General features: G+C 37.0%; 26 protein-coding genes. 11 read left to right on the top strand and 15 right to left on the bottom strand.

Going from position 1 to position 22,869, the window contains the following annotated elements:
- Complete coding sequence (lptB, locus tag DCC35_RS02675) at window positions 1-732, bottom strand: LPS export ABC transporter ATP-binding protein (RefSeq protein WP_137089336.1); 732 nt, start codon at window positions 730-732, stop codon at window positions 1-3.
- Between the two features lie 50 nt (window positions 733-782).
- Window positions 783-2,525: a single-stranded-DNA-specific exonuclease RecJ gene (gene recJ / locus DCC35_RS02670; RefSeq protein WP_137089335.1), complete on the bottom strand. Its 1,743-nt coding sequence runs from the start codon at window positions 2,523-2,525 to the stop codon at window positions 783-785.
- A gap of 175 nt (window positions 2,526-2,700) precedes the next feature.
- Between recJ and DCC35_RS02665 the strand changes: the two genes are divergently transcribed.
- Together DCC35_RS02665 and DCC35_RS02660 are read left to right on the top strand one after the other, a co-directional pair.
- Window positions 2,701-2,949, top strand: a complete 249-nt coding sequence (locus DCC35_RS02665) for a hypothetical protein (RefSeq protein WP_137089334.1) — start codon at window positions 2,701-2,703, stop codon at window positions 2,947-2,949.
- A 95-nt stretch (window positions 2,950-3,044) separates the two neighbouring features.
- Window positions 3,045-3,479, top strand: coding sequence for a hypothetical protein (locus tag DCC35_RS02660; RefSeq protein WP_137089333.1), 435 nt, complete (start codon window positions 3,045-3,047; stop codon window positions 3,477-3,479).
- A gap of 50 nt (window positions 3,480-3,529) precedes the next feature.
- Here DCC35_RS02660 and DCC35_RS02655 read toward each other — a convergent pair whose 3' ends face one another.
- The 7 genes from DCC35_RS02655 to DCC35_RS02630 form a co-directional block, all read right to left on the bottom strand.
- Window positions 3,530-4,156, bottom strand: a complete 627-nt coding sequence (locus DCC35_RS02655; RefSeq protein ID WP_175402684.1) for an Ezrin/radixin/moesin family protein — start codon at window positions 4,154-4,156, stop codon at window positions 3,530-3,532.
- A gap of 177 nt (window positions 4,157-4,333) precedes the next feature.
- Window positions 4,334-5,734, bottom strand: coding sequence for a class II fumarate hydratase (fumC, locus tag DCC35_RS02650; protein ID WP_137089332.1), 1,401 nt, complete (start codon window positions 5,732-5,734; stop codon window positions 4,334-4,336).
- Between the two features lie 90 nt (window positions 5,735-5,824).
- Window positions 5,825-7,087 carry a hypothetical protein gene (locus DCC35_RS02645; protein WP_137089331.1) on the bottom strand — a complete coding sequence of 421 codons (1,263 nt, stop codon included), beginning with the start codon at window positions 7,085-7,087 and terminating at the stop codon, window positions 5,825-5,827.
- Window positions 7,044-7,367: a Rieske (2Fe-2S) protein gene (locus tag DCC35_RS02640; RefSeq protein WP_137089330.1), complete on the bottom strand. Its 324-nt coding sequence runs from the start codon at window positions 7,365-7,367 to the stop codon at window positions 7,044-7,046. Before DCC35_RS02640 ends, DCC35_RS02645 begins: the two co-directional genes overlap by 44 nt.
- 10 nt (window positions 7,368-7,377) lie before the next feature.
- A complete protein-coding gene (locus tag DCC35_RS20805) occupies window positions 7,378-8,175 on the bottom strand; it encodes an MBL fold metallo-hydrolase (protein WP_217495906.1) in 798 nt (265 codons plus the stop codon).
- A 56-nt stretch (window positions 8,176-8,231) separates the two neighbouring features.
- Window positions 8,232-8,768: an MBL fold metallo-hydrolase gene (locus DCC35_RS20800; RefSeq protein ID WP_217495905.1), complete on the bottom strand. Its 537-nt coding sequence runs from the start codon at window positions 8,766-8,768 to the stop codon at window positions 8,232-8,234.
- Window positions 8,768-10,186 (bottom strand): toxin-antitoxin system YwqK family antitoxin, encoded by a 1,419-nt coding sequence (locus DCC35_RS02630; protein ID WP_137089329.1) that lies wholly within the window; start codon window positions 10,184-10,186, stop codon window positions 8,768-8,770. Before DCC35_RS02630 ends, DCC35_RS20800 begins: the two co-directional genes overlap by 1 nt.
- A 189-nt stretch (window positions 10,187-10,375) precedes the next feature.
- Between DCC35_RS02630 and DCC35_RS02625 the strand changes: the two genes are divergently transcribed.
- Window positions 10,376-10,633 (top strand): hypothetical protein, encoded by a 258-nt coding sequence (locus DCC35_RS02625; protein WP_137089328.1) that lies wholly within the window; start codon window positions 10,376-10,378, stop codon window positions 10,631-10,633.
- 10 nt (window positions 10,634-10,643) lie between these two features.
- Here the strand turns inward: DCC35_RS02625 and DCC35_RS21445 are convergent, their stop codons facing one another.
- The gene (locus tag DCC35_RS21445) at window positions 10,644-10,778 is read right to left on the bottom strand and encodes a hypothetical protein (RefSeq protein ID WP_262710369.1); all 135 of its coding nucleotides are present in this window, start codon (window positions 10,776-10,778) and stop codon (window positions 10,644-10,646) included.
- Window positions 10,779-10,952: 174 nt separating this feature from the next.
- Here DCC35_RS21445 and DCC35_RS21985 point away from each other — a divergent pair, with 174 nt between their 5' ends.
- Entirely contained in the window at window positions 10,953-11,054 is a 102-nt protein-coding gene (locus DCC35_RS21985) for a hypothetical protein (protein WP_175402683.1), read from the top strand.
- 14 nt (window positions 11,055-11,068) lie between these two features.
- Here the strand turns inward: DCC35_RS21985 and DCC35_RS21440 are convergent, their stop codons facing one another.
- From DCC35_RS21440 to DCC35_RS02595, 5 genes are all read right to left on the bottom strand, one after another.
- Window positions 11,069-11,638 carry a nucleoid-associated protein gene (locus tag DCC35_RS21440; RefSeq protein ID WP_137089326.1) on the bottom strand — a complete coding sequence of 190 codons (570 nt, stop codon included), beginning with the start codon at window positions 11,636-11,638 and terminating at the stop codon, window positions 11,069-11,071.
- On the bottom strand, window positions 11,635-12,102 hold the full coding sequence (locus DCC35_RS21435; RefSeq protein WP_137089325.1) for a nucleoid-associated protein: 468 nt from the start codon (window positions 12,100-12,102) through the stop codon (window positions 11,635-11,637). Before DCC35_RS21435 ends, DCC35_RS21440 begins: the two co-directional genes overlap by 4 nt.
- A gap of 352 nt (window positions 12,103-12,454) precedes the next feature.
- Complete coding sequence (locus DCC35_RS02605; protein WP_137089324.1) at window positions 12,455-13,114, bottom strand: response regulator transcription factor; 660 nt, start codon at window positions 13,112-13,114, stop codon at window positions 12,455-12,457.
- On the bottom strand, window positions 13,111-13,914 hold the full coding sequence (locus DCC35_RS02600) for a sensor histidine kinase (RefSeq protein ID WP_137089323.1): 804 nt from the start codon (window positions 13,912-13,914) through the stop codon (window positions 13,111-13,113). The genes DCC35_RS02605 and DCC35_RS02600 overlap by 4 nt, the downstream gene beginning before the upstream one ends.
- A 672-nt stretch (window positions 13,915-14,586) precedes the next feature.
- Complete coding sequence (locus DCC35_RS02595) at window positions 14,587-14,946, bottom strand: hypothetical protein (protein WP_137089322.1); 360 nt, start codon at window positions 14,944-14,946, stop codon at window positions 14,587-14,589.
- Between the two features lie 95 nt (window positions 14,947-15,041).
- Here DCC35_RS02595 and trmD point away from each other — a divergent pair, with 95 nt between their 5' ends.
- The 7 genes from trmD (at window position 15,042) to DCC35_RS02560 (ending at window position 22,867) form a co-directional block, all read left to right on the top strand.
- Window positions 15,042-15,719 carry a tRNA (guanosine(37)-N1)-methyltransferase TrmD gene (gene trmD / locus DCC35_RS02590; RefSeq protein ID WP_137089321.1) on the top strand — a complete coding sequence of 226 codons (678 nt, stop codon included), beginning with the start codon at window positions 15,042-15,044 and terminating at the stop codon, window positions 15,717-15,719.
- A 119-nt stretch (window positions 15,720-15,838) separates the two neighbouring features.
- Complete coding sequence (gene rplS / locus DCC35_RS02585) at window positions 15,839-16,195, top strand: 50S ribosomal protein L19 (RefSeq protein ID WP_137089320.1); 357 nt, start codon at window positions 15,839-15,841, stop codon at window positions 16,193-16,195.
- Between the two features lie 86 nt (window positions 16,196-16,281).
- Entirely contained in the window at window positions 16,282-17,064 is a 783-nt protein-coding gene (gene dapF / locus DCC35_RS02580) for a diaminopimelate epimerase (protein ID WP_137089319.1), read from the top strand.
- 94 nt (window positions 17,065-17,158) lie between these two features.
- Window positions 17,159-20,521, top strand: a complete 3,363-nt coding sequence (gene secA, locus DCC35_RS02575; RefSeq protein ID WP_137089318.1) for a preprotein translocase subunit SecA — start codon at window positions 17,159-17,161, stop codon at window positions 20,519-20,521.
- 22 nt (window positions 20,522-20,543) lie between these two features.
- The gene (locus tag DCC35_RS02570) at window positions 20,544-21,062 is read left to right on the top strand and encodes an SPOR domain-containing protein (RefSeq protein WP_137089317.1); all 519 of its coding nucleotides are present in this window, start codon (window positions 20,544-20,546) and stop codon (window positions 21,060-21,062) included.
- Window positions 21,063-21,064: 2 nt separating this feature from the next.
- Entirely contained in the window at window positions 21,065-22,267 is a 1,203-nt protein-coding gene (locus DCC35_RS02565) for a M20 metallopeptidase family protein (RefSeq protein WP_137089316.1), read from the top strand.
- On the top strand, window positions 22,268-22,867 hold the full coding sequence (locus DCC35_RS02560) for a DUF1684 domain-containing protein (RefSeq protein WP_137089315.1): 600 nt from the start codon (window positions 22,268-22,270) through the stop codon (window positions 22,865-22,867). It abuts the gene before it with no gap.
- Window positions 22,868-22,869 lie beyond the last annotated feature (2 nt).

The following is a 22,869-nucleotide window of genomic DNA, read 5'->3' as shown; positions in this document are numbered from 1 at the left end:
TTAAATTTTTCGCTTCAACTCAAAATGCTGACCAAGATATACTTCTCTTACTCTTGGATCATTTGCCAACTCTTCAGCAGAACCGGCTTTAAGCAATTTACCCTCGAACATCAAATAAGCTCTATCTGTAATAGAAAGAGTCTCATTTACATTGTGGTCTGTAATTAATATACCGATATTTTTATTTTTGAGTTTTGCTACAATAGTTTGAATCTCTTCTACTGCAATAGGGTCAACTCCTGCGAAAGGCTCATCAAGTAAAACAAAATGTGGATCTACAGCCAAGGCTCTTGCTATTTCCGTCCTTCTTCGCTCTCCACCTGATAAGACTCCACCCTTATTCTTCCTTACGTGAGTTAAACTAAACTCCTCAAGGAGAGATTCCATCTTTTCCTTTTGAGCATTTTTCGGCTGATTGGTCATTTCCAATACCGCCATGATGTTCTCTTCTACAGTCAGCGTTCTGAAAACAGAAGCCTCCTGAGCCAGATAACCGATTCCTCTTTTCGCTCTTTTATACATCGGCAGATCTGTAATATTTTCTTCTCCCAGAAATATCTCCCCTTCGTTTGGTTTTACAAGCCCGACGATCATGTAAAAAGAGGTTGTTTTTCCAGCTCCATTCGGCCCTAATAACCCAACGATCTCCCCTGTATTTACTTCAACTGAAATATGATCGACAACTGTTCTTTTACTATATATTTTTACGAGATTATCTGCGTATAACTTCATGTCTTGCTTTCTTATTGCAGGCCTTCCTTCCCACCGTTAATTATAATTCATTAATTATGTAATACCACACTTTGATGTACTTTTATATCCTTGAGCATCAACTGAACTGATCTCTTTCCCCGAAACTCATTCAGAGACACCTGGTAAGCTACATCAATTTTAAGGCCATTATGTAATTGAGGAAAATAATGCCCCATAAAAAATCCAATCGCTTCAATTTCGTCATCACCATTTCTTTGCCTTAAACGTAGTTTTATATGTTCATTTTTTAGCAACCTGGGCTCCCCGATTATTTCTACCGACTCACTCGAAAAAACAGGCTCTTCGTTTCCGGGCCCAAAAGGCTGCATCTGGAATAAAATATTATAAAACTTATCGTTAATAACATTCAACGGAATTAGTTTGTCGATAGTTAAAACCGGCTCAAGCATGTGTGACTCGATCTGCTGACTTACTGCCTCTTCAAACCGCAATCTGAATTCATCTATACTTTCCACAGGTAGAGAAAGCCCGGCGGCATATTTATGTCCTCCAAACTTTGAAAGAAGATCTTTACACTCACTTATTGCTTCATAAATATCAAACCCCGGAACCGAACGCGCAGAACCTGTAGCTTCACCATCGTGTTCGGTTAAAATGACCGTCGGTCTGTAGTAATGCTCTATGCACCGGGAAGCTACAATACCTACCAGCCCTTTGTGCCAGGAAGGATCGAATAATACGGTTGTATTCCCTCCAGGCCAATCAGGCGCAGAATCTAGCATTTCTAACGCTTTTTGAGTCATATCTTTGTCAAAAAGCTTTCGTTCTTTGTTATTATCTTCAAGCAGATCAGCATGAGCCATTGCTTTTGTATAATCTTCTTCGATCAACAATTCTAATGCTGAATGGGCATGTGTCATCCTGCCTGCAGCATTGATACGAGGACCGATATAAAAAACGATCTTTTCAATAGTAAGACTATCCTTATCTACTCCTGCCATTTCCATTAAAGCTGCTATGCCCGGTAAGGGGGAAGAAGAAAGAATTTTTAATCCATAAAAAGAAAGAATTCTGTTTTCTCCTGTGATCGGCACAATATCTGACCCTATACTTATGGTAAGAAGGTCAAGTCTTCTGAATAGTTCTTCTTCTGGCCAGTTCAACTTCTTATAAACTGCCTGTAGTAGCTTGAAGCCTACTCCACAGCCTGACAGCTCATCATATGGATAATTACACGATTTCTTTTTTGGATCAAGTATGGCAACAGCAGATGGAAGTTGCGGTCCGGGACGATGGTGATCACAAATAATCACATCAATTCCTTTCGAATTTGCATATTCAACATTATCAACAGCAGTTATACCACAGTCGATTGTTATTAATAAGGACACGCCTAGTTCTGATGCTTTATCGATCCCTGCTTTTGACAATCCGTACCCTTCCTGATATCGATCTGGTAAATGATAGTGTACATTTTTATGTCTTTTCGCAAGTGTTGTCATGAACAAAGCCACAGATGTAGTGCCATCAACGTCATAGTCTCCAAATACCAGGATTTCTTCTCCGGAATTGATCGCTTTAGTCAACCTGTTTACAGCCTTGTCCATATCTTCCATCAGATATGGATCGTGTAATTCTTTAAGTGAAGGACGAAAATATTTCTTAGCGGAATCATAACAAGAAACTCCTCTGTCAAGCAAGGTCTCTGCTATATATGGGTTGACGTTGATCAGCCCGGACAACTCCTTAATAGCTTGCTCGTCTTTAGCTTCCTTATAATTCCAACTATATACTAATTTTGATTTTCCCATCCTTTGTGCTTATGCCTGATTGATTTACAAAAATGATTATCTTTATCGTTATGTTGAAAAAACTTTCTGACTTTTATAAAAAATATAAACAATATCTCCGAGTCGATTTACTAATGTACATAATTATGATTTTAATTATTGTACTCGCATTGATTTTGGCTCCACTTTTTAGATAATGAGAATTCAAGGAGTTGAAATCGAAGACCTTTCCGGCTACCCGGACCTTTTGCGATCACTGCAAACAGATTATTTGCGGTTTATTTCTTCCCTTTTTGGTGTTTACAAACCGGGAATAAAACTCGCAACAGAAATAATTAATCAACATGATATAGAATTGGTCTATGATTTAGGTTCGGGAGGGGGCGGTGCTATTCCAAGACTGTATGATCATATAAAAAAAACAACCCAAATATTCCTGAAATAATTTTAACTGATCTCTACCCAAATAAAACTGCCGCTTCCAGTTTAAAAGAAATATCAGATGGATGTATAAGTTATGACCTCAGGTCACTATCTGCTTTGAAAGCCATTGAAGAAATACCCGAAGGGAAAAAAACCCTGGTGACTATTTTTAATATGTTTCACCACCTGGAGGAAGAAGATGCTAAAAAACTTTTAAAAAGATTAAGTGATCAGGGCCATTTTATTCTGATGGTTGAGCCATTGGATAAAAGTATATTACAAATATTCATAAACATCTTAGTGACCTTGATTTTGGCTCCTGTCTTTACACTTTTCGTACGACCCTTGAGAATTTCAAGATATGTTTTTTCATACATCATTCCGATTGTACCGCTTGTTACTTGTTTTGACGGAATTTTCTCGGTTTTAAGACTCTATAGTGTCAGACATCTAAAGAAAATAACCAGGAATATAACCGGTATGAGCTGGACGGCAGGAAAGCTTAAATTCACCTTCGGTAAGACTATTTACCTTCTGGGAAAACCAGAATAAAAAAAGCCGATTCGTTTATGAACCGGCTTTCTAATTAATTATGTCTTTTTTTAGATAACTCCTTCCAGAACGTCCTTTAAAGGAACTCTGTTTCCGTCTTTGTAAGCAACGATCCAGGCGTCTTTAACGCCCATTTCTCTTAAATACTTTTTAAAAGTATCTGCTTCCCAGTAATCGCGGAATTGACCTAAAGTAATTTTTTGAAGGCCATCTTCAGTTTCACCACCGAAATTAGGGTGGTTTTCGAAATATTTGCTAAGGTCTTTATCCTTAAAAGCACCAACCTGCACTTTGAAAAGTACTCCGCTTTCATCCATTGAATAACCGGATCCTGCAGATTGTTGTTGCCCTCCACCGGCTGCAGCTTCTTCAAGAGCTCTTTGAGCAGCAGTAACTTCTGCCTGAGCTTGTCTTAATTGCTTTTCCAATTTAGCAATGGTGTTATCCTTTTCATTTAACTGTGGTTCCATCGCCGAAAGCTGGTTGTTTAGACTGCTTACCTGTGCTTTTAATGCTTTATTTTCATCCACCATCTGCTTGAATGCTTCTTCAGACATGGACTTCTTTTTCTTTTTCCACTCTTTTCTTTCCTTCTTAGAGAGCTGTGCATGGCTTTCCATCGGTGCTAATGATAATCCGATAACCATAACTAATAAAACGACTAGATTTCTATTCATAATAAAAAATTTATCAACCCGGTATTTGAGACAATATAGCACTTTTTGATAAAATAGAAGAATATTTGTGCAAAAAATGCAATTGTCACGAAATTAAGTAATAATGTTTATAATAAAAACGCCTCTGGTATTATGAGGCGTTTTATATACTCTTTTTAAATATTAATGACCGGTAAATTATTTCAGACTACCGACCATATCTTCTGGTTTTACCCATTCGTCAAATTGTTCCTCTGTTAAAAGTTCAAGTTCAACAGCTGCTTCTTTCAGAGTAGTACCTTCTTTATAGGCCTTTTTAGCAATTTTAGCAGCGTTTTCATAACCTATATGAGTATTGAGTGCTGTAACAAGCATCAATGATTTTTCAAGTTTATCCTTAATCACTTCTTGGTTAGGCTCAATTCCTACAGCACAATTATCATTAAATGATTCACATGCATCACCAATTAATCTTGCTGAAGTCAGCACATTATAGATCATCATTGGCTTGAAAACATTTAATTCAAAATGACCGTTCATGCCGCCAACTGCACATGCATTATCCAGGCCAATCACCTGGGCACAAACCATCGTTAAGGCCTCACATTGTGTTGGGTTAACTTTTCCAGGCATAATTGAAGATCCTGGTTCGTTTTCCGGAATTAAGATTTCACCAATTCCTGATCTCGGACCACTTGCCAGCATACGGATATCATTTCCGATTTTCATTAAACTTACTGCCAATTGTCTTAGAGCGCCGCTAGTTTCAACCATTGCATCATGGGCAGCAAGAGCTTCAAATTTATTTTCTGCGCTAACGAATGGTAGATCTGTGATCTCTGCAATTTTTTTAGCTACAAGATCTGCATACCCTTTTGGTGTGTTCAATCCGGTACCCACCGCTGTACCACCTAGAGCCAGCTCGCTCAAGTGATCAAATGAATTTTCCAACGCTTTTAATCCGTGATCAAGCTGGGAAACATACCCACTGAACTCCATGCCTAAGGTAAGAGGAGTTGCATCCATAAAGTGCGTACGGCCGATCTTAACAACATCATTAAAATCTTTCGCTTTTTTATCTAAAGTATCTCTTAGTTTTTTAACTTTTGGAATAGTCTCTTTTACCAAAAAACTATATGCAGCGATATGCATTGCTGTCGGGAAGGTATCGTTGCTTGACTGGGACTTGTTTACATCATCATTTGGATGTAAAAACTTTTTATCATCTGTTAATGATCCTCCTTTTAAAACATGGCCTCTGTTTGCGATAACTTCGTTTGAGTTCATATTACTCTGAGTACCAGAACCTGTCTGCCAGACTTTTAAAGGAAACTGATCATCGTGCTTTCCTTCAGATATTTCTTCGCATACGGCTTTAATGGTTTCAGCTTTTTCCTGATCAAGCACTCCAAGCTCAGCATTCGTCAATGCAGCTGCTTTTTTAAGTACAGCAAATGCCCGGATTACTTCCATAGGCATCTTCATCGGCTCTCCACCTATTTTGAAATTCATTAGTGAACGCTGGGTCTGGGCTCCCCAGTATTTGTCAGCAGGAACTTCTACCTGCCCCATAGTATCTTTTTCTATACGAACATCCATTGTGGTTTTCTATTTATTGAGTTTCAAAATCGGATGTAATTTAATGAATAATAAGTTTGTTTGGTTTTAACCGGGCCGATTTAATAGGTTTTAGTTTGAATAAAAAGATATGTTATAAACCTTCTTGTTATTCTGCTGATATAAATACTGAGTTCCCATCACAAACCATCCCGAAATTGTCGGGACCGCTTCAAGGCCATTGTACTTTTTTAATCCATCATGAGTGATTCTGCTATTACTAATTAATCTGTTGTCATTAAAATCAAACTGGATACTAATACCTGATGAATTGTAAAAAGAAGTGTTAGTAATTGAGTTTCCATCAACAGAGAACTTATTCGCAGGAACAGATTTATCTTCCACCGTGAACCCGGTAGATACAATTATCTCCTCTATTTTTCCTTTCCTGAAATTGAGAATCATCTTTTCTGTATAATCCCTCTTGTCAAAGACTTCCTTTTCTACTGTTGTATATTCATACTTATTATTTCTTTTTACCTTTTCATAGACTGCTTTGGTCTTATACCTGTTTTGATATTTATCAACTACCACGCTTACACCATCCGTAGTCTCATAAATTGCAGTGAGCAGAAAATCACCTGGTAAATCATAGCTTATTGTTTTAGATTTTGAATACAGATTTATCTTATTCAAAAATAATTCTGCAGCATAATTTAGATTTTGTGAGAAATGCAGATCCTCAACCTGAGTATCTTCATTAACTTTTAATGTTCTGGCTGGCTCTATTAAAGAATAAGACGAATATATTTTAAGTTCATCGTCTATATAGGAATGAATAATGAAAATCAGTTTTCCATTTTTAGCCAGCGCTTTGACCAACTTGTTCTGATCATTTATCAAAAGCTTACTAAATATAAAAGAGGAGTTTTCAAGCCGGGTGACGAATATTCTGCCAATATAATTGCCGGTGCTAAAAACTTTATTTCCGTCGAAGTATATTTTTTCCGGTTTAAATCCTTCCGGAAAAGACACATTACTAATGTGTGTGACCTGGCTCTGAGGTTTTTTGCCCTTAGTAAATAACTTATAGGAATTATTCGCTGAATTGAAATACAATGCAGCAGCATAATCGTTAACCACCGTAAAAGAAATCAAAGACTGATTTGATGTGATTTCAAGTTTGTCAAAAGATAACCTGGTTCCGTCATTAGAGTACACGGATAAAAAAAACTGATCATTTTCCTGTGAGGATATTAGAAAGACCTTGTCGTCAGAAACTGCAATTGATAGCGGAGTTTCTTCATCCTGGTAGATGGATTTAAGCTTCCCGTTTTGTGCATGAAGCAAATTAGCAATACAAAAAAACGCCGTTATCAGTAATTTGAGTTTCATAGAATATCAGATTTCTACACCTGTGTTTTTCTTCTTCTCCGGTATTGATATCAAATCGATAACCATGCATGGGGCATACCAGATGCTGATCATTTGTAATTGGAGCTTCAACAAGTTTTTTATTATTATGCGGGCAAGTGGGTTCTGAGGCAAGTAATTTTTTTTCAGAATGCCTGATAAGTAGTATAATCTTATCTCCTGCTTTGATCAGCTTCCTTTCTCCCAAAGGAAAAGAATTGTCCATCGCTTCAAGAGATTTAAAAATAGTGTATTTCTTCATTAATCAACGTCTAATTCAATCTGACACTCTCAGTAAGTTCAGGTATAATCACATTTGAATATCCCTCCTCCTCAAGTCGTTTTTTAAAGGCCTCCTGTCGGTTTTCTTCTCCATGGATCAAAAATATATTTTTCAATTTATTCTTATCCTGATTTGAGAGAAAAGCCACCATTTCATTTTCGTCCGCATGAGCACTAAATGAATCCATAATTTCCACCCTTGCTTTAAGTTTAAGTTCACGACCAAATAATTTAATTGTCTCAGGTTTTGATCGGATTTTTTCTCCTAAAGTATATGGGGCGCAAAAGCCAACCATTAATATGGTGTTTCTCGGGTTTTCACAGTGGTTATAAATGTGGTGAAGGATTCTCCCTGCGGTAACCATACCGCTTGCACTTATTATTATCGCAGGCCCCTGTAGGTCATTGATCGCTTTACTATCATCAACTTGCCGTGTATAATGCAAGTTATTAAATCCAAACGGATTGGGATCTGTCTGCATATATTCCACCAGTTCTTTATCGTAACATTGAGGATTAAGTCTGAAGATATCAGTAGCGTTTATTGCTAAAGGGCTATCAACATATACAGGAATTTTGGGCAATTTACCTGAATTCTCAAGCCTGTCTAATAAGTATACCAATTCTTGAGTCCTGCCAACACTAAATGCAGGAATAATAAGTTTCCCTTTGTTTTCTACGCATGTCTGATGAATTATATCATGGAATCGTTCTTCATCATCCGGAAGTTCTTTGTGTTGTTCTCCTCCGTAAGTTGATTCCATAATAAGATAATCTAATTCAGGCATTGATTGTGGGTCTTTTAATATCGGGCGATTGGGTCTGCCAATATCACCTGAAAAGCCTAATACCTTTTCTCCCCCGAAGTGGTTATTTTTAATGTAACACTTGCACTTCCTAAAATGTGGCCGGCATCTCTGAAAAGAAGTTTTATTTTAGGATGTATATCGATCCATTTATTGAAAGGATAACTGATGAAGTCATCAAGGCATTCATAAACATCTTCTGATGTATACAGAGGTTCTACATTTTGTCCTCTTTTTCTTTTTCGTTCAACTTCTCTCTGATTTATGTGTGCTGTATCAAGAAGCATTATTGAACATAGGTCCCGGGTAGCGTGAGTACAAATAACATTACCCTTATAACCGTCTTTATAAAGTTTCGGGATTCGACCGGAATGGTCGATGTGAGCATGAGAAAGGATCACAAGGTCAATTGATTCGGGATCAAACTGCCAATCTTCGTTAAACTCTTTAAAGGTAGGATCTGATCCCTGATACAGACCACATTCTAATAAAACTTTGGTCTCATTATCGATAGTAATGAGATGGGCACTTCCGGTAACTGTTTTTGCAGCACCGCAAAATTTGATCTCGATCATTATTCATTTGAGTTACTTTCAGAATGATTTAACTTTTCAAGTAACCTGCCACTAGTATTGTAATAATTCCAGACTCCTGTTTTTTCATCTTCTTCAAATTCCCCTTCTGATTCCAGTATACCATTATCGAAATAAAATTTCCACTCTCCAGTCTTGAGTCCTTCCTCATAATTACCCTGGCTTTCTATTGTTTCTCCATCAGAATGATAAAAAATCCAGGGGCCAGTTCTCAATCCGCTTTCATAACGTCCTTTGCCTGCAATATTACCTTTAGGTGAATATTCGATCACATCACCCGTTCCATATTTTAAATTTCCCGTTGATAAAGTATCACCGGAGGCAGTAAAGAAATCAGTTACAGAAACCAGGAGCCCATCGTCCCAGGTTTCCTCTTGCATTAATTTACCATTTTCATGAAAGAATCCCCACAATCCATCCTGATTTCCATTCATATAATATCCGATACTATAAAGTTTACCGGATTCATAAAAACTATACCACTGACCATTCCTAAGTCCCAATACATATTTACCTTCTTCTTCTAAACCTCCCGACAAATAGTAATATCTCCATTTGCCAGTTTCATAGTTGTTTCTGTATTCACCGGTTGCATATTTTTTACCATTTTCAAAGTAATAATTCCAGGTGCCGGTTTTTGAACCCAGTTCATACATCCCTTCGACTCTTTTTGAGCCGGCAGGAAAATATTCGAGATATATGGAATCTTTCAGGCCGACTTTAAAATGATACTCAGAAGCCAAAACCCCGTTTGGATAATACTCATTCCATGCTCCGGCTGGTACTCCATTCTGGTAATTTCTCTCGTCCTTTACCACTCCATCCTCATAATAAAAAACTGATTCGCCATGAGGCTGGCCTTCTTTATAATTAACTTTTGCTACAAGAACTCCATCTGGACCATATTCAAGAAATTCCCCGGTCTTTTCACCGTCTTCAAACTGGCCTTTAAGTTTTAACTGGCCGGTTTGATAATATTCTTCATGAGATCCGTTTTGTACATTGTTAGTATATTCAGATTTAACTAATGGAACTCCGAAGGGTGAGTACCTCACAACCGTCCCATTGATGGAGTCATTCTCATAATCGATGCTAACATCGATATTACCATTTGAATAATATTGAATTACTTTACCCTGGATAATTCCATTTTCATAATTCACAGCAAGACGTAATCGCTTATTTGCATAAACTTTCCATTTTTTATCGCGTTTGCCGTCATCAGAATAGTTTGCTTTAACAACTATATTATTGTCTTCCGACTGATATTCCCATTTACCAATTTTCTTGCCTTCTATTAACTCACCCTGACCTGATAAGGTGTCAACTGAAATTATCTCCTGAGAATAGATAAAAAATGATGAAAGTATGGTTAAGCAAAAAGTTAAAAATAGCCTCATATTATTTGTTGTAATCGGGTTCCTCTAAATATACTAAAGAGGGTATCAAAAATTATACCCATATTGAAAATTCTAATGGTAATATTACAAAATTTCCTTTTCAAGAGTTAAAACTTCTTTGTATACTTGTATATCATTCAAAAAAGGTCAACAGGAATAACCGATCAACAAACCTAATAAACCAACCTAGTGAAAAAAGAAGACAAGCAATTGCTACTAAGAAAATGCTCGTTAATCGAATATGGCCTTGAAACTAAATGTAGGGATGAGAGTGAAAAGGAAAACGTTAAGAGGATCTTTTCAAAATTAAAAGAGCTGATCGAAAAAGAAGAAATTACTACAACTTTAGGACTGGAGTATACAGCAAACTTCTGCTTTGAAAAAAGTAGGGAAGACGAATCCAGAATTGAAGAGTACGCAGAATCTGTTAAAGGCTTTTTCGCCTAAACCGGAGAAATTACTCCGGTTTTTCTTTCTTTGACTTCGTCTTATCTGCATCGTATAGCGATAAGGCAGTCACTATTCCAATAATAATACAGAATACTAAAATAAAAGTTGAAGCTCCGGGCTCTATTGGTGCATCTACGAACATAATTTTTTCTTTAGATTAATTGTCTGTGCGAATTTAAGTGGTCAATTCGAAAAACGAAAATTAAAAAGACCATACCTTTCCTTTTTTCTTACATACTCACATTTATACCAGTAATTTTTAAGCAATTCCAAACTAAATTTCTATTTTTGCCATCAAAAGATTTTAGTTATGATAATGTTAGGAATTATAGGCGTACTATTTGTTATGGCATTGTTAGCTCCATGGATAGTACCTAATGAGAAAGTAAGTGATAACAAACTTGATCGGGAAAATTAATTCCCCGATCAGGTTTAGTTTTCTTCTTCAAAGTAAACAGTATAATAATTTAACTGTTTGCCTTCATCATATCCTCTTTCAATTTTTGAACGGTCTCCGTGAACATAGATATGGAAATTCTTATCCAGCTTTAGCACGGACTTAATAAACTTACTGCTCTTCTTTACCGCAGATTTGTTTATATCAAACTCATCGTAAGTTTTTACTTGTTTCGTTTCCTGGTACTGACTCTTATAATCATTGAAGGCGTCAATGATCTCCGGCTGCTGCATTACTTCATCTTCAAACTCTTTTACATTAAATGATTCCTTCTCCTTGAAGTAGTTAGATGCATTTTGCTTCATGCCAATTTTGTCGATCTTATCAGCTTCCGGAAAAACCTCCTCAACAAAGTTCATACACAGATCGAGATAAGATTCGGTGTGATAGTAATTATTCTCGTGAATTTTTACCTGTAGAAAATCATCCATCCAATACTGGGCTTCTCCCCCTTTATTGGTTTTATCGATGATCAAAAGACGGTAACCATCTTCTTCCTCAACATTGAATATCAGGCAGCCCTTATCTAATTTATTGATATTCACCCTCTTTCAGCATCGACCTGGTAAGTACTCTTTTTTGGATATACTTTAAGATAGGTGTCTTTTGATTCTGATTTAAATATTCCGATCGCCTCAGTTATATTCTCACCGAAGTTCACATCGTCAAAATAAGAAACATAGAGTTCACCAGTCTTGATATTGGGATGCCTGGATTCACTGTGGAGCAAGCTCGCTATTTTACAGCTGTTATCATAGAATTTTTCCGGATCGGCAAAAACCTCTTTTACATAATAATAACATTCATTGAGACTGATATCAGTAGAATGCTTGAAGCTGAAAAACCGTTCCTCACTAAACGGCTTTAGAAAAAACTTTTTAAGAAGGTTTAATATATCTTCATCTGGTGTGATTTCATCCTTTGAAAGGTCAAGAGACTCCGGATCTGTCTTACTTCCTACTCTGTGAACTGCAAGCCGGTCCAGCCGGGCATTCTTTAAATTAAACATTCGAATAAATTTTTTGTAAATATACTAACTACAAAAATGTATATAAAAAAAATCGGCCGGGGGAGGCCGATTCTTTCGATCACATGGTACTATTTGATGACAGCTGTATGTTTAAACTATATAAAGTAATAGAAATTAAGTCATCAATAGTAAGCGATTATCACTCTCTATTCTATGTTTGTCTTTCTTTGTATTACAAATGTACTAATGAATATATCTAAAATATAAAATCATCTTTAAGACCATAAATACAAAAAAAATAACACGCTGATAAACAGAGTGTTACAATTTGACTCTATTAGAAATGTTCAAATAATAAACTAAAGTCGAGTAGTTTTACTATAAATCTTAATTAGTCTATTAGCTTGTTTTTTACAGCGAATTTAACCAGACCTGCGGTATTTTTGGCTCCGATCTTTTTCAAAAGCTCCTGTCTGTACGATTCTACCGTCCTCGGACTTAAATGAATCTTATCTGCGATCTCTGAATTAGTGTATTCTTTACTAATTAAAATTAAGATCTCAGCTTCTCTCTGGGTGAGATTAATATTATCTTTAAAACCAAAATGATTACTTGTATTACTTTTTCCAAATCCCTTTTTTACTACATCGTTGACAAGGTCGTTAAAATAATACCCGTACTTTAACACATTGGAGATTGCCTTCTCCACTTCTTCTGGTTCGGCATTTTTTAATATATATCCATTGGCTCCCATTTCCATCATATGATGTACATAGCGCTCATCATCAAACATAGAAATGACTAAGATTTTTATATCGGGATAATTATTAATTATAAATGATGCGGCATCCACGCCATCCATATTAGGCATATTCAGATCAAGCAATATCAGGTCTGGCTTGTCTTCTTCAATAAGTTTTATTAGCTCCTTTCCTCCTCCGGCTTCCCTGATTTCAGGAATATTAAATGTCATTTTTACCAGACTAGCCAGCCCCTTTCTAAATAAGGCGTGGTCGTCTGCTATGATAATATTTGTGTTTTTAATATTCACTGGGCTTTAGGTATATTAATTTTTACTTTGGTACCAATATTTTCTTCTGACTGGATGTCCCAGTCTCCATTTAAAAGTTTTATCCGGCCTTCAATGTTTGCTAAGCCGATACCTTTTTCAATATTTAATGGATTATCTACATGTGCCGGATCAAACCCCTTTCCATCATCCGAAACGCAAAGTATAAATTCCTTTTCATTATCAATAATTTCAATGGTAATATTTTGAGCATCAGCGTGTTTCAATGCATTATTAACAAGCTCCTGAATAATCCGGAAAATATTTATATTGTCTTTTTCCGGGAAATTCTCGGAAACTCTGAAATCATAACTTACATATATTTCACCGCTTGCTGAAAGTCGCTCACATAATTCTCTTATTGCCGTATCTAATCCGTGTTTCTCCAGGGCTACCGGTAAAAGATTCTTGGATACCCTCCTCACACTTTGAATTGTCTGATCCAGAAAACTCCTTGTTTCTTTAAGCAACTCTCCCTGGTCTTCTTTATCTCTCTGCAGGGAAGCAATATTTAAATTCATTTTGATAGTAGAAAGCATAGCTCCAATATCATCGTGAAGATCTGCTGCTAATCGTTTTCTTTCTTCTTCCTGCCCGTTCACAAAAGAGTACATCAACTCTTTTTGATATTTATTTTCTTTTTCCTGTAGTAATAATTGCTGCTTATACATCTTTCTCTGATAAAAGACAACAAAAACCACTAACGCAATTACGAGCAATAAAAACATTGCTGTACTTGCTGTAATAACAAGGATAAGATTGTTTTCTTCAAGCTCCCACATTACCCAAACTTTTACTAAATCCCGCTTTTAAAATCGCAATCAAAATTGTGAAATATTTAATAAATAGAAATAAAAAAATATGGATAGTTGAAGAAAATAATGAAAACAACTCCAAATTTGTAGTAAATAAGGTTTCTAGAAACAACCACGTCATAAATGTACCTGCATAATATATAATCAGCCCAATTGAAACTATAAAGTGAGGGTTTGAAAACAAATTAGCATATGACCTTTTAACCAGGAGACTGTAATAATAAAACAATATAGAAATGACAATTATAAAACTACCAATACTCCTGAATTCCGGTAATGTGACTTTATCCAATTGATCAAATTGAGTGATTAGATATATGCCAAATACTATAATAAAAAATGGAAAAAATACTCTTCTTATCCACTTTTTTAGTTTATTTAATTCAATAATGTGGGATGTATATGTGGATATAATAATAAAATCCAGGAAGGGGTAAATGTTGTAATAAAACAGGTTATTATGATATACCTTGGCAAGGTACATCATAATCATTTCTGAAATTAAACAATAAAGAAGGTAGACCAGGAGAATTTTTAACCCCCGGTCTAATTTTTTAAATTTTACTATTCCTATTATTAATGGAATAAATAAAAAATAATACTGAATAAAGTCTCTTAAAACTTTAACTAAATCCATGCCTATAGACTCGTGTCAGGATCGGTATCGCAATCAGGAGGACAGGCACTACCAGTATTTAAGATTTGATCATCGCTTGTGGATTCTTCCATTTGTGGTGCGTTTTCATCACCTTTAGGAATAATATTATTATTGTCCGCATCATATGCACATATTAAAACACTGGTGTTTCCCTTATCTTCCTTAGTAAGATAGACTCGTATTCCTTCTGCTCCATTTTGATTTAATAACTTTTCAATTTTCTCTTTATCAAAAGAATATGCGTATGGCTTATTACTATTTCCTTTTTTAAAATTATTTACTTCTTTTTTAGCCTTCGCCTTAGAAATAAATTTTCCTTTACCCTTGTTTGAATTTTCCATGATTAATGGCTCTTTAAGTTATGTTGAAATAATTAGATTGTTATAAGCCACTAAAATACAAACAGGATTGGTAATTTTGCAAAAAAAATTTATTCATGCGAATTGACATCATCACATGTGTTCCTGAATTGCTCTCTGGCCCTTTTGATCATTCTATACTAAAGCGTGCTAAAGATAAAGGGCTTGCGGAAGTAGTGGTGCATAACCTGAGGGATTATGCAACTACTAAATACAAGGCTGTAGATGACTATGCCTATGGTGGAGGTGCTGGAATGGTGATGATGATTGAACCAATTGCCAGGTGTATAGATAAGCTGAAAAGTGAAAGAGATTATGATGAAGTAATTTATATGACCCCAGATGGCAAAAACTTTAATCAAAAAGAAGCAAATAAGCTTTCGCTAAAAAAGAATCTTATTATATTATGTGGACATTATAAAGGAGTCGATCAGCGGGTCAGAGATCTTTTTATCACAAAAGAAATTAGCATTGGCGATTTTGTTTTATCTGGTGGGGAACTTGCAGCGGCTGTGGTGGCTGATGCTGTGATCAGGTTGATCCCCGGTGTTCTCAATGATGAAACTTCTGCTTTGAGCGACTCTTTCCAGGATGACCTGTTGGCGCCACCGGTTTATACAAGGCCCGCAGATTATAATGGTCATAAAGTCCCTGATATTTTACTTTCTGGTCACCAGGCAAAAATTGAAGAATGGAGATCTGAACAGGCAATAAAAAGAACGAAGGAAAGACGGCCAGGCTTGTTTAAAGAATGATTTCAATGAAAGATCAAAAGTTTTTTAGATTTTTTTATTGAAACCCATAGGTTTAGAAATATTATTCATATATTTGCACTCCATTTTCGGGACGTACAGATATTATAGAGCTTTAAGTCATGAGCGAATTAATTATAAAAAAAGTAGAAGAACTGGTTAACGCGGACGCAAAACAGCATCCGGATTTTAAATCAGGCGACACAGTAAATGTTCACGTTAGAATCTCTGAGGGAGGCAAGGAAAGAATCCAGCAATTCCAGGGTACTGTGATCCAACGTAAAGGTAAAGGTACAAACGGAGAAACTTTCACAGTAAGGAAGGTTTCAAACGGAATCGGTATTGAAAGAATATTCCCTTTCCTATCTCCTAACATCGATAAGATCGACGTACTTAAGAAAGGTAAAGTAAGAAGAGCGAAGCTTTACTACCTTAGAGGACGTCAGGGTAAATCTGCGAGGATTAAAGAAAAAATATAATTGTCAATTAAGACATTTTAAAAAGCCGATCCATTTTTGGGTTGGCTTTTTTTATGACTAAATTGCTCTGCACATTTGTACAAGCAATGAAAATTAACTTCTATAAATACCAGGGAGCGGGCAATGATTTTGTTATGCTCGACAACAGAAGCGGTGATTTTGATACAATCACTTCGGAAAAGATCTCACTTTTATGTGATCGTCGGTTTGGCATCGGTGCTGATGGATTGATAACTATCTCTGAATCGGAAGATAAGGATTTTGATATGGTCTATTACAATGCCGATGGAAGTCAGAGCTTTTGCGGTAACGGGAGTAGGTGCGCAGTAAGATTTGCCACCCACTTAAAACTGGTAACTAATGATGAGTGCTCTTTTAATTCAACTGATGGGCCACATCATGCCAAAATTTCCGAAAAAAACATTTCCATCGACCTTTTTGTCAAAGGCTCACCTCAGAAATATTCTGACAGGGAATTTTTTATCAATACAGGTTCTCCACATCACATATTAATCTCTGATGACCTCGACAATGAGGATGTAAAAACCATTGGATCTTCAATCAGGCACTCAGACATATATGCCCCAGATGGCTCAAATGTCAATTTCATTTCCTTGTTTGGAGAAAATTCACTTAAGATCAGAACCTACGAAAGAGGTGTCGAAGATGAAACCCTGGCCTGTGGTACAGGAATTACTGCAGCAGCATTAATTGGGAGCAAGCTGGGATTAACACCCCCCGTGAAAATTATTGCTAAAGGAGGCACACTCTTTGCAGAGTTTAAACACGATCAGGAAACTGACAAATATTCCGATATTTGGCTAATCGGGCCGGCAGAAAAAGTTTTTGAAGGAACAATCGAAATTTAACACTGCTCAGGCTCTCTAATTTGTGCTGGGTGTCAGGAATAGTTAATAAAACACATTAAATTTACGAGGGATAAAATTTTTAAGAATATAAACCATGATTGATTTTATAACGAAAGGTCTTTCGAAGTTATTTGGAACGAAGTCGGAAAAAGATGTTAAAGAACTTCTTCCTATCGTAGAGAAAATAAACAAGGAATATGAGGCGCTCAAAGACATTTCGGACGATGAGTTAAGAGCTAAAACCGAAGAGTTAAAAAGCTACATAGATGAAAAGCTGAAACACTTCGATGACGAAATAGAAGAGCTTCACACTAAAGCTGATGATCCTGAACTGAACGTTCATCAAAAAGAGGCGGTTTACGATAAGATCGATAAACTCGAAGAAGATAGAAATGAGGATCTTGAAAAAGTGCTTGAAGAAATTCTTCCAAAAGGTTTTGCAATAGTAAAAGATACAGCAAGAAGATTCATGAACAACGGTCAGATGGTCGTGACGGCTAACAATACTGATCGGGAGCTTGCTGTAAATCATGATAATATAGAAATAGATGGTGATAAAGCGATCTGGCATAACGAATGGAAAGCTGCAGGATCGACAATCACCTGGAATATGCTTCACTACGATGTGCAGCTGATCGGTGGTATCGTACTTCACCAGGGTAAAATCGCAGAGATGGCTACAGGTGAAGGTAAAACTCTTGTTGCTACGCTACCAGCATTTTTGAATGCTCTAGCAAGAAGAGGTGTGCATATTGTTACAGTTAACGACTACCTCGCGAAACGTGATAGTGAGTGGATGGCTCCTATTTTTCAGTTTCATGGTATGCAGGTAGACTGTATTGATAAATACCAGCCTAACTCTGAAGAAAGACGACAGGCTTACAAAGCAGACATTACCTATGGTACCAATAATGAGTTTGGTTTCGATTACCTGAGAGATAACATGGCTCGCGAAACCGGTGACCTTGTTCAGCGAAGACACCACTTTGCAATGATCGATGAGGTTGACTCCGTGTTAGTCGATGATGCCAGAACCCCACTTATTATTTCTGGTCCGATACCTAAAGGAGATGAGCATGAGTTTTATGACCTGAAGCCAAGATTATCAGGATTATTTGAGGCTCAGAAAAAACTTGTTTCTCAATACCTGCAAGAAGCAAAAAAGCTAATAGCTGAAGGTAATGAAAAAGAAGGTGGACTTTCTTTATTCCGTGCTTACAGAGGTCTTCCTAAGTACAAACCTTTGATCAAATATCTCAGCCAGACTGGTATCAAAACAATCCTGCAGAAAACTGAGAATATTTACCTTGCAGAAAACCAAAAGCTGATGCCTGAGGCTGATGCTCCATTATATTTTACAATTGAGGAAAAAACTAACTCAATAGAACTGACTGAAAAAGGTATTGAGAGAATTACTAAGGAGGATGAAGATCCTAATTTCTTTATCATGCCTGATATTGGTACTGAAATAGCTAACCTTGAAAAAGATGAAAGCCTCAGCAAAGATGAGCTTCACGAGAAAAAGGAAAGCATTATCAGTGATTACTCAGTAAAATCACAGAGAATCCACTCTGTTAACCAGTTATTAAGAGCTTATGCCTTATACGAAAAAGACACTGAGTATATTATCGTTGACGACAAAGTTAAAATCGTTGATGAGCAGACCGGTCGTGTAATGGAAGGGCGTCGCTATTCTGACGGCTTACACCAGGCAATTGAAGCGAAAGAAAATGTAAAAGTTGAGGACGCAACTCAAACATACGCTACAATCACCCTACAGAATTATTTCAGAATGTATCACAAGCTGGCTGGTATGACTGGTACAGCAGAGACTGAAGCCGGAGAGTTCTGGGAAATCTACAAACTGGATGTAGTTGTAATTCCAACAAACAGACCAATCGTCAGAGATGATCGTGAGGATCTCGTTTATAAAACTGTAAGAGAGAAGTTTAATGCAGTAGTTGATGAAATTGTACGACTGACAGATGCCGGAAGGCCTGTTCTTGTGGGTACTACTTCTGTAGAGATCAGTGAGATCCTGAGTCGTATGCTTAAATTAAGAAACATTAAGCACCAGGTATTAAATGCGAAGCAGCACGCTAAAGAAGCTGATGTTGTTGCTGAAGCAGGAAAACCGGGCACTGTGACGATCGCAACCAACATGGCCGGTCGTGGTACGGATATTAAGCTTACTCCTGAGTCAAAAGAAGCCGGAGGACTTGCTATCATCGGTACGGAAAGACACGAATCAAGAAGGGTTGACAGACAGCTTAGAGGTCGTGCCGGTAGACAGGGAGACCCGGGATCTTCTCAATTTTATGTTTCTCTTGAAGATAACCTGATGCGTCTGTTCGGTTCGGACAGAGTTTCTAAATGGATGGACCGAATGGGACTTAAAGAGGGTGAGGTGATACAACATAGTATGATCTCCAAATCAATCGAACGAGCTCAGAAGAAAGTTGAGGAAAATAACTTCGGAATCAGAAAGAGGCTTCTTGAGTATGATGATGTGATGAACTCACAGAGGGAAGTGATCTACAAGCGACGTAAGAACGCCCTGTTTGGTGAGAGATTAAAAGTTGATATTTTAAATATGCTTTATGATACCTCAGAAGACATTATTGCAATGTATAAAGGTATCGAAGACATCGAGTCTTTCAATTTTGCTTGCTTAAGTACTCTTGGAATCGAACCTCCTTTTGATGAAGATAAACTTAAAAGCACTCCTGCAGATAAACTGACAGAGGAATTATATGAGATTTCACTGAAAGAATACGATAAAAAAAATCAGTTGATCAGGGAAAAAGCTTATCCGATTATTCAGAAAGTATTTGAAGAAAGAGGCGCTACGGTTGAAGAAATTCTGGTGCCTTTTACTGACGGTAAAAAGCAAATTGGTATTTCAACTAACCTGAAAAGAAATGTTGAAACAGAATGCGATGAGCTGATCAATTCTATGGAAAAAATGATCACTCTGGCTCTGATAGATCAAAACTGGAAGGAACACCTTCGAGATATGGACGACCTTAAGCAGTCAGTTCAAAATGCTGTTTACGAACAAAAAGACCCTTTATTGATCTATAAGTTCGAAGGTTTTGAATTGTTTAAGAAATTCGTTGCAAGGCTTAATGAAGAGACAATCTCGTTTTTACTCAAGGCGAACTTGCCTGTACAGGAAGCTGATGAGGTAAAAGCTGCTCACCAGGCAAAAAGACAGAAACTTAAAGAGTCTAAAGAAGACAGTGGTTCTTTACTGAGCAGACAAGGTCAGGCAGCACCTCCACAAGGAAACAGACCTCCGGCACAAAAGGTTCAACCGATGAAATCTGAAAAGGTTGCCGGAAGAAATGACAAAGTTACTGTACAGTATACAGACGGAACTGTTAAAAAAGACGTTAAATTCAAAACAGTTGAAGAAGACGTCAACAACAATAAATGTGTCATTATCGAAAGTTGATAACTGACCGATCGTTAACATTATGGAAAAGATTTTGAAAATAACAGCCCTATTTAGTTTAATACTATTTTTTCAGTGTGCCGGAGCAGGAAAAGCTGCTTCCGGATCATCTGCAGGTGTAAAAGCTTCTGACGACCTTAGTCAAACAAGGCCAAGTTATGAAGTTACGATGCCTACAGACACAATGAAAACTCAGCAAATTGTCAAAGAGGGACCGGACAAAACAGTTGACAACGATGTTACCTCACAAGTTGACGATACCATCGAATCAATAAACCGGGAGTCCAGAGATGCTGATTATATTAATGGATTCACAATCCAGGTATATAGTGGAAGAAGCAGGGAAAAAGCCAATGAATTAAAAAATGAGGTTTATAAAGCTGTTAGTGACTATACACCTAAAATAACATTTGACGAACCTAATTTTAAAGTTTTCGTCGGGCAGTTCTACGATAAAATTGAGGCTCATGAGCTGGAAAGTAAATTAAAAGCAACTATTCCAACAGCTATAATTGTGCCTACAAGAATAAAACTTAAATAAGCATGTCGACAAACGGTCTCGCAGACAAAATAAAAAAAGCTAATCAGGAAATTTTTTCAGAGGTTTTAGCGAACCGACGTCATATACATAAAAATCCGGAACTTTCATTTCAGGAACACAACACATGTGCTTACGTAAAAGAGCAACTCGAAAAAATTGGTGTTGATGAAATAAAGGAGATGGCAGATACCGGTTTAGTTGCTCTGATAAAGGGGAATAATCCAGACTCCTCTATTGTTGCTCTTAGAGCAGACATGGATGCTCTGCCCATTAAGGAGGCTAACGATGTAGAGTACAAATCGGTCAATGAAGGTGTTATGCATGCCTGTGGACACGATGTACATACATCTTCTTTGCTAGGCACGGCTAGAATATTAAATGAAGTCAAATCTGACTTTGATGGAACGATCAAACTGATTTTTCAGCCAGGAGAAGAAAAATTCCCGGGAGGCGCTTCCATCATGATAAAAGAAGGGGTTTTACAAAATCCAAATCCAAAATCGATCATCGGGCAGCATGTGATGCCTCTGATTGATGCAGGAAAGGTAGGATTCCGTTCAGGAATGTACATGGCTTCTGCCGACGAGATTTATGTTACTGTAAAAGGAAAAGGTGGTCATGGAGCTATGCCGGAAATGAACGTTGACCCGGTGGTAATCACTTCTCATATAATCGTTGCTCTTCAGCAAATCGTAAGCAGAGCCGCGAGCCCTAAAATACCTTCTGTACTTTCTTTTGGTAAAGTCATTGCAGATGGAGCTACTAACGTAATACCTGATGAGGTTAAGGTCGAAGGTACCTTCAGAACCTTCGATGAAGAATGGCGCAAAGATGCCCACAAGAGAATGAAAAAGATGGCAGAAGGCATTGCTGAAAGCATGGGCGGATCTTGTGAGTTCAATATTAAGGTTGGATATCCACACCTTAAAAACAATCCGGAGCTGGCAGACCGCACAAAATCCTGGGCGAAAGAATTCCTTGGAGAGGAAAATGTAGTAGACCTCGAACTATGGCTGGCCGGAGAAGACTTTTCTTATTATTCTCATGAAGTTCCAGCTTGTTTTTACAGGCTCGGGACCAGAAATGAAGAAAAAGGACTAACAAACAGTGTTCATACTCCCAAGTTTGATATTGATGAGAACGCACTTAAAATCGGTCCGGGTTTAATGGCATGGCTGGCCATCAAAGAACTTGAAAATCAATAAATGAAATATCCATTTTTTTATCTTATTCTTTTCTGCTTATGTCTGAGCACCTCCTTTGGTCAAAACTATGAGCAGGAAATTCTGGAACACAGAATTTCAAAAGACTCCTCTTTCCTTACTGATGAAGATTCACCCGTTGAAGAGAAAAACTCCTTCAAGGGATTAAACTATTTTTCTGTGGATCCATCATTTAAAGTCAGTGGTGAGCTAGTTAAGTTTCCAGGATTAAAAATGAAGACTTTTGAAACTTCATCAGGCATTCAAAAAACTTACAAGTTATACGGTAAGCTAACTTTCACGCTAAAGGGTGAAAAGTTTTCTCTTCCGGTTTATCAATCAATGATTGCCTTAAATGGATACAAGGACTATTTATTTGTGCCGTTTATGGATCAAACAACCGGGCTGGAAAGTTATGCTGCAGGTCGTTACCTGGACTTCTCAATTCCTGAAGATTTTGATAATGTAATCGTTGATTTCAACTACTCTTACAATCCTTATTGTGCTTATTCCGAAGGATATTCTTGTCCAATACCTGGCAAGGAAAGCTATCTTGATATTGAGATTACTGCCGGAGAAAAAGACTATAAAGATTCAATTTAATC

Source organism: Mangrovivirga cuniculi (assembly GCF_005166025.1).
Taxonomy (GTDB): Bacteria; Bacteroidota; Bacteroidia; order Cytophagales; family Cyclobacteriaceae; genus Mangrovivirga; species Mangrovivirga cuniculi.
The sequence above is the reverse complement of the archived record's forward strand: the minus strand, read 5'-3'. Positions and strand labels throughout refer to the sequence as shown.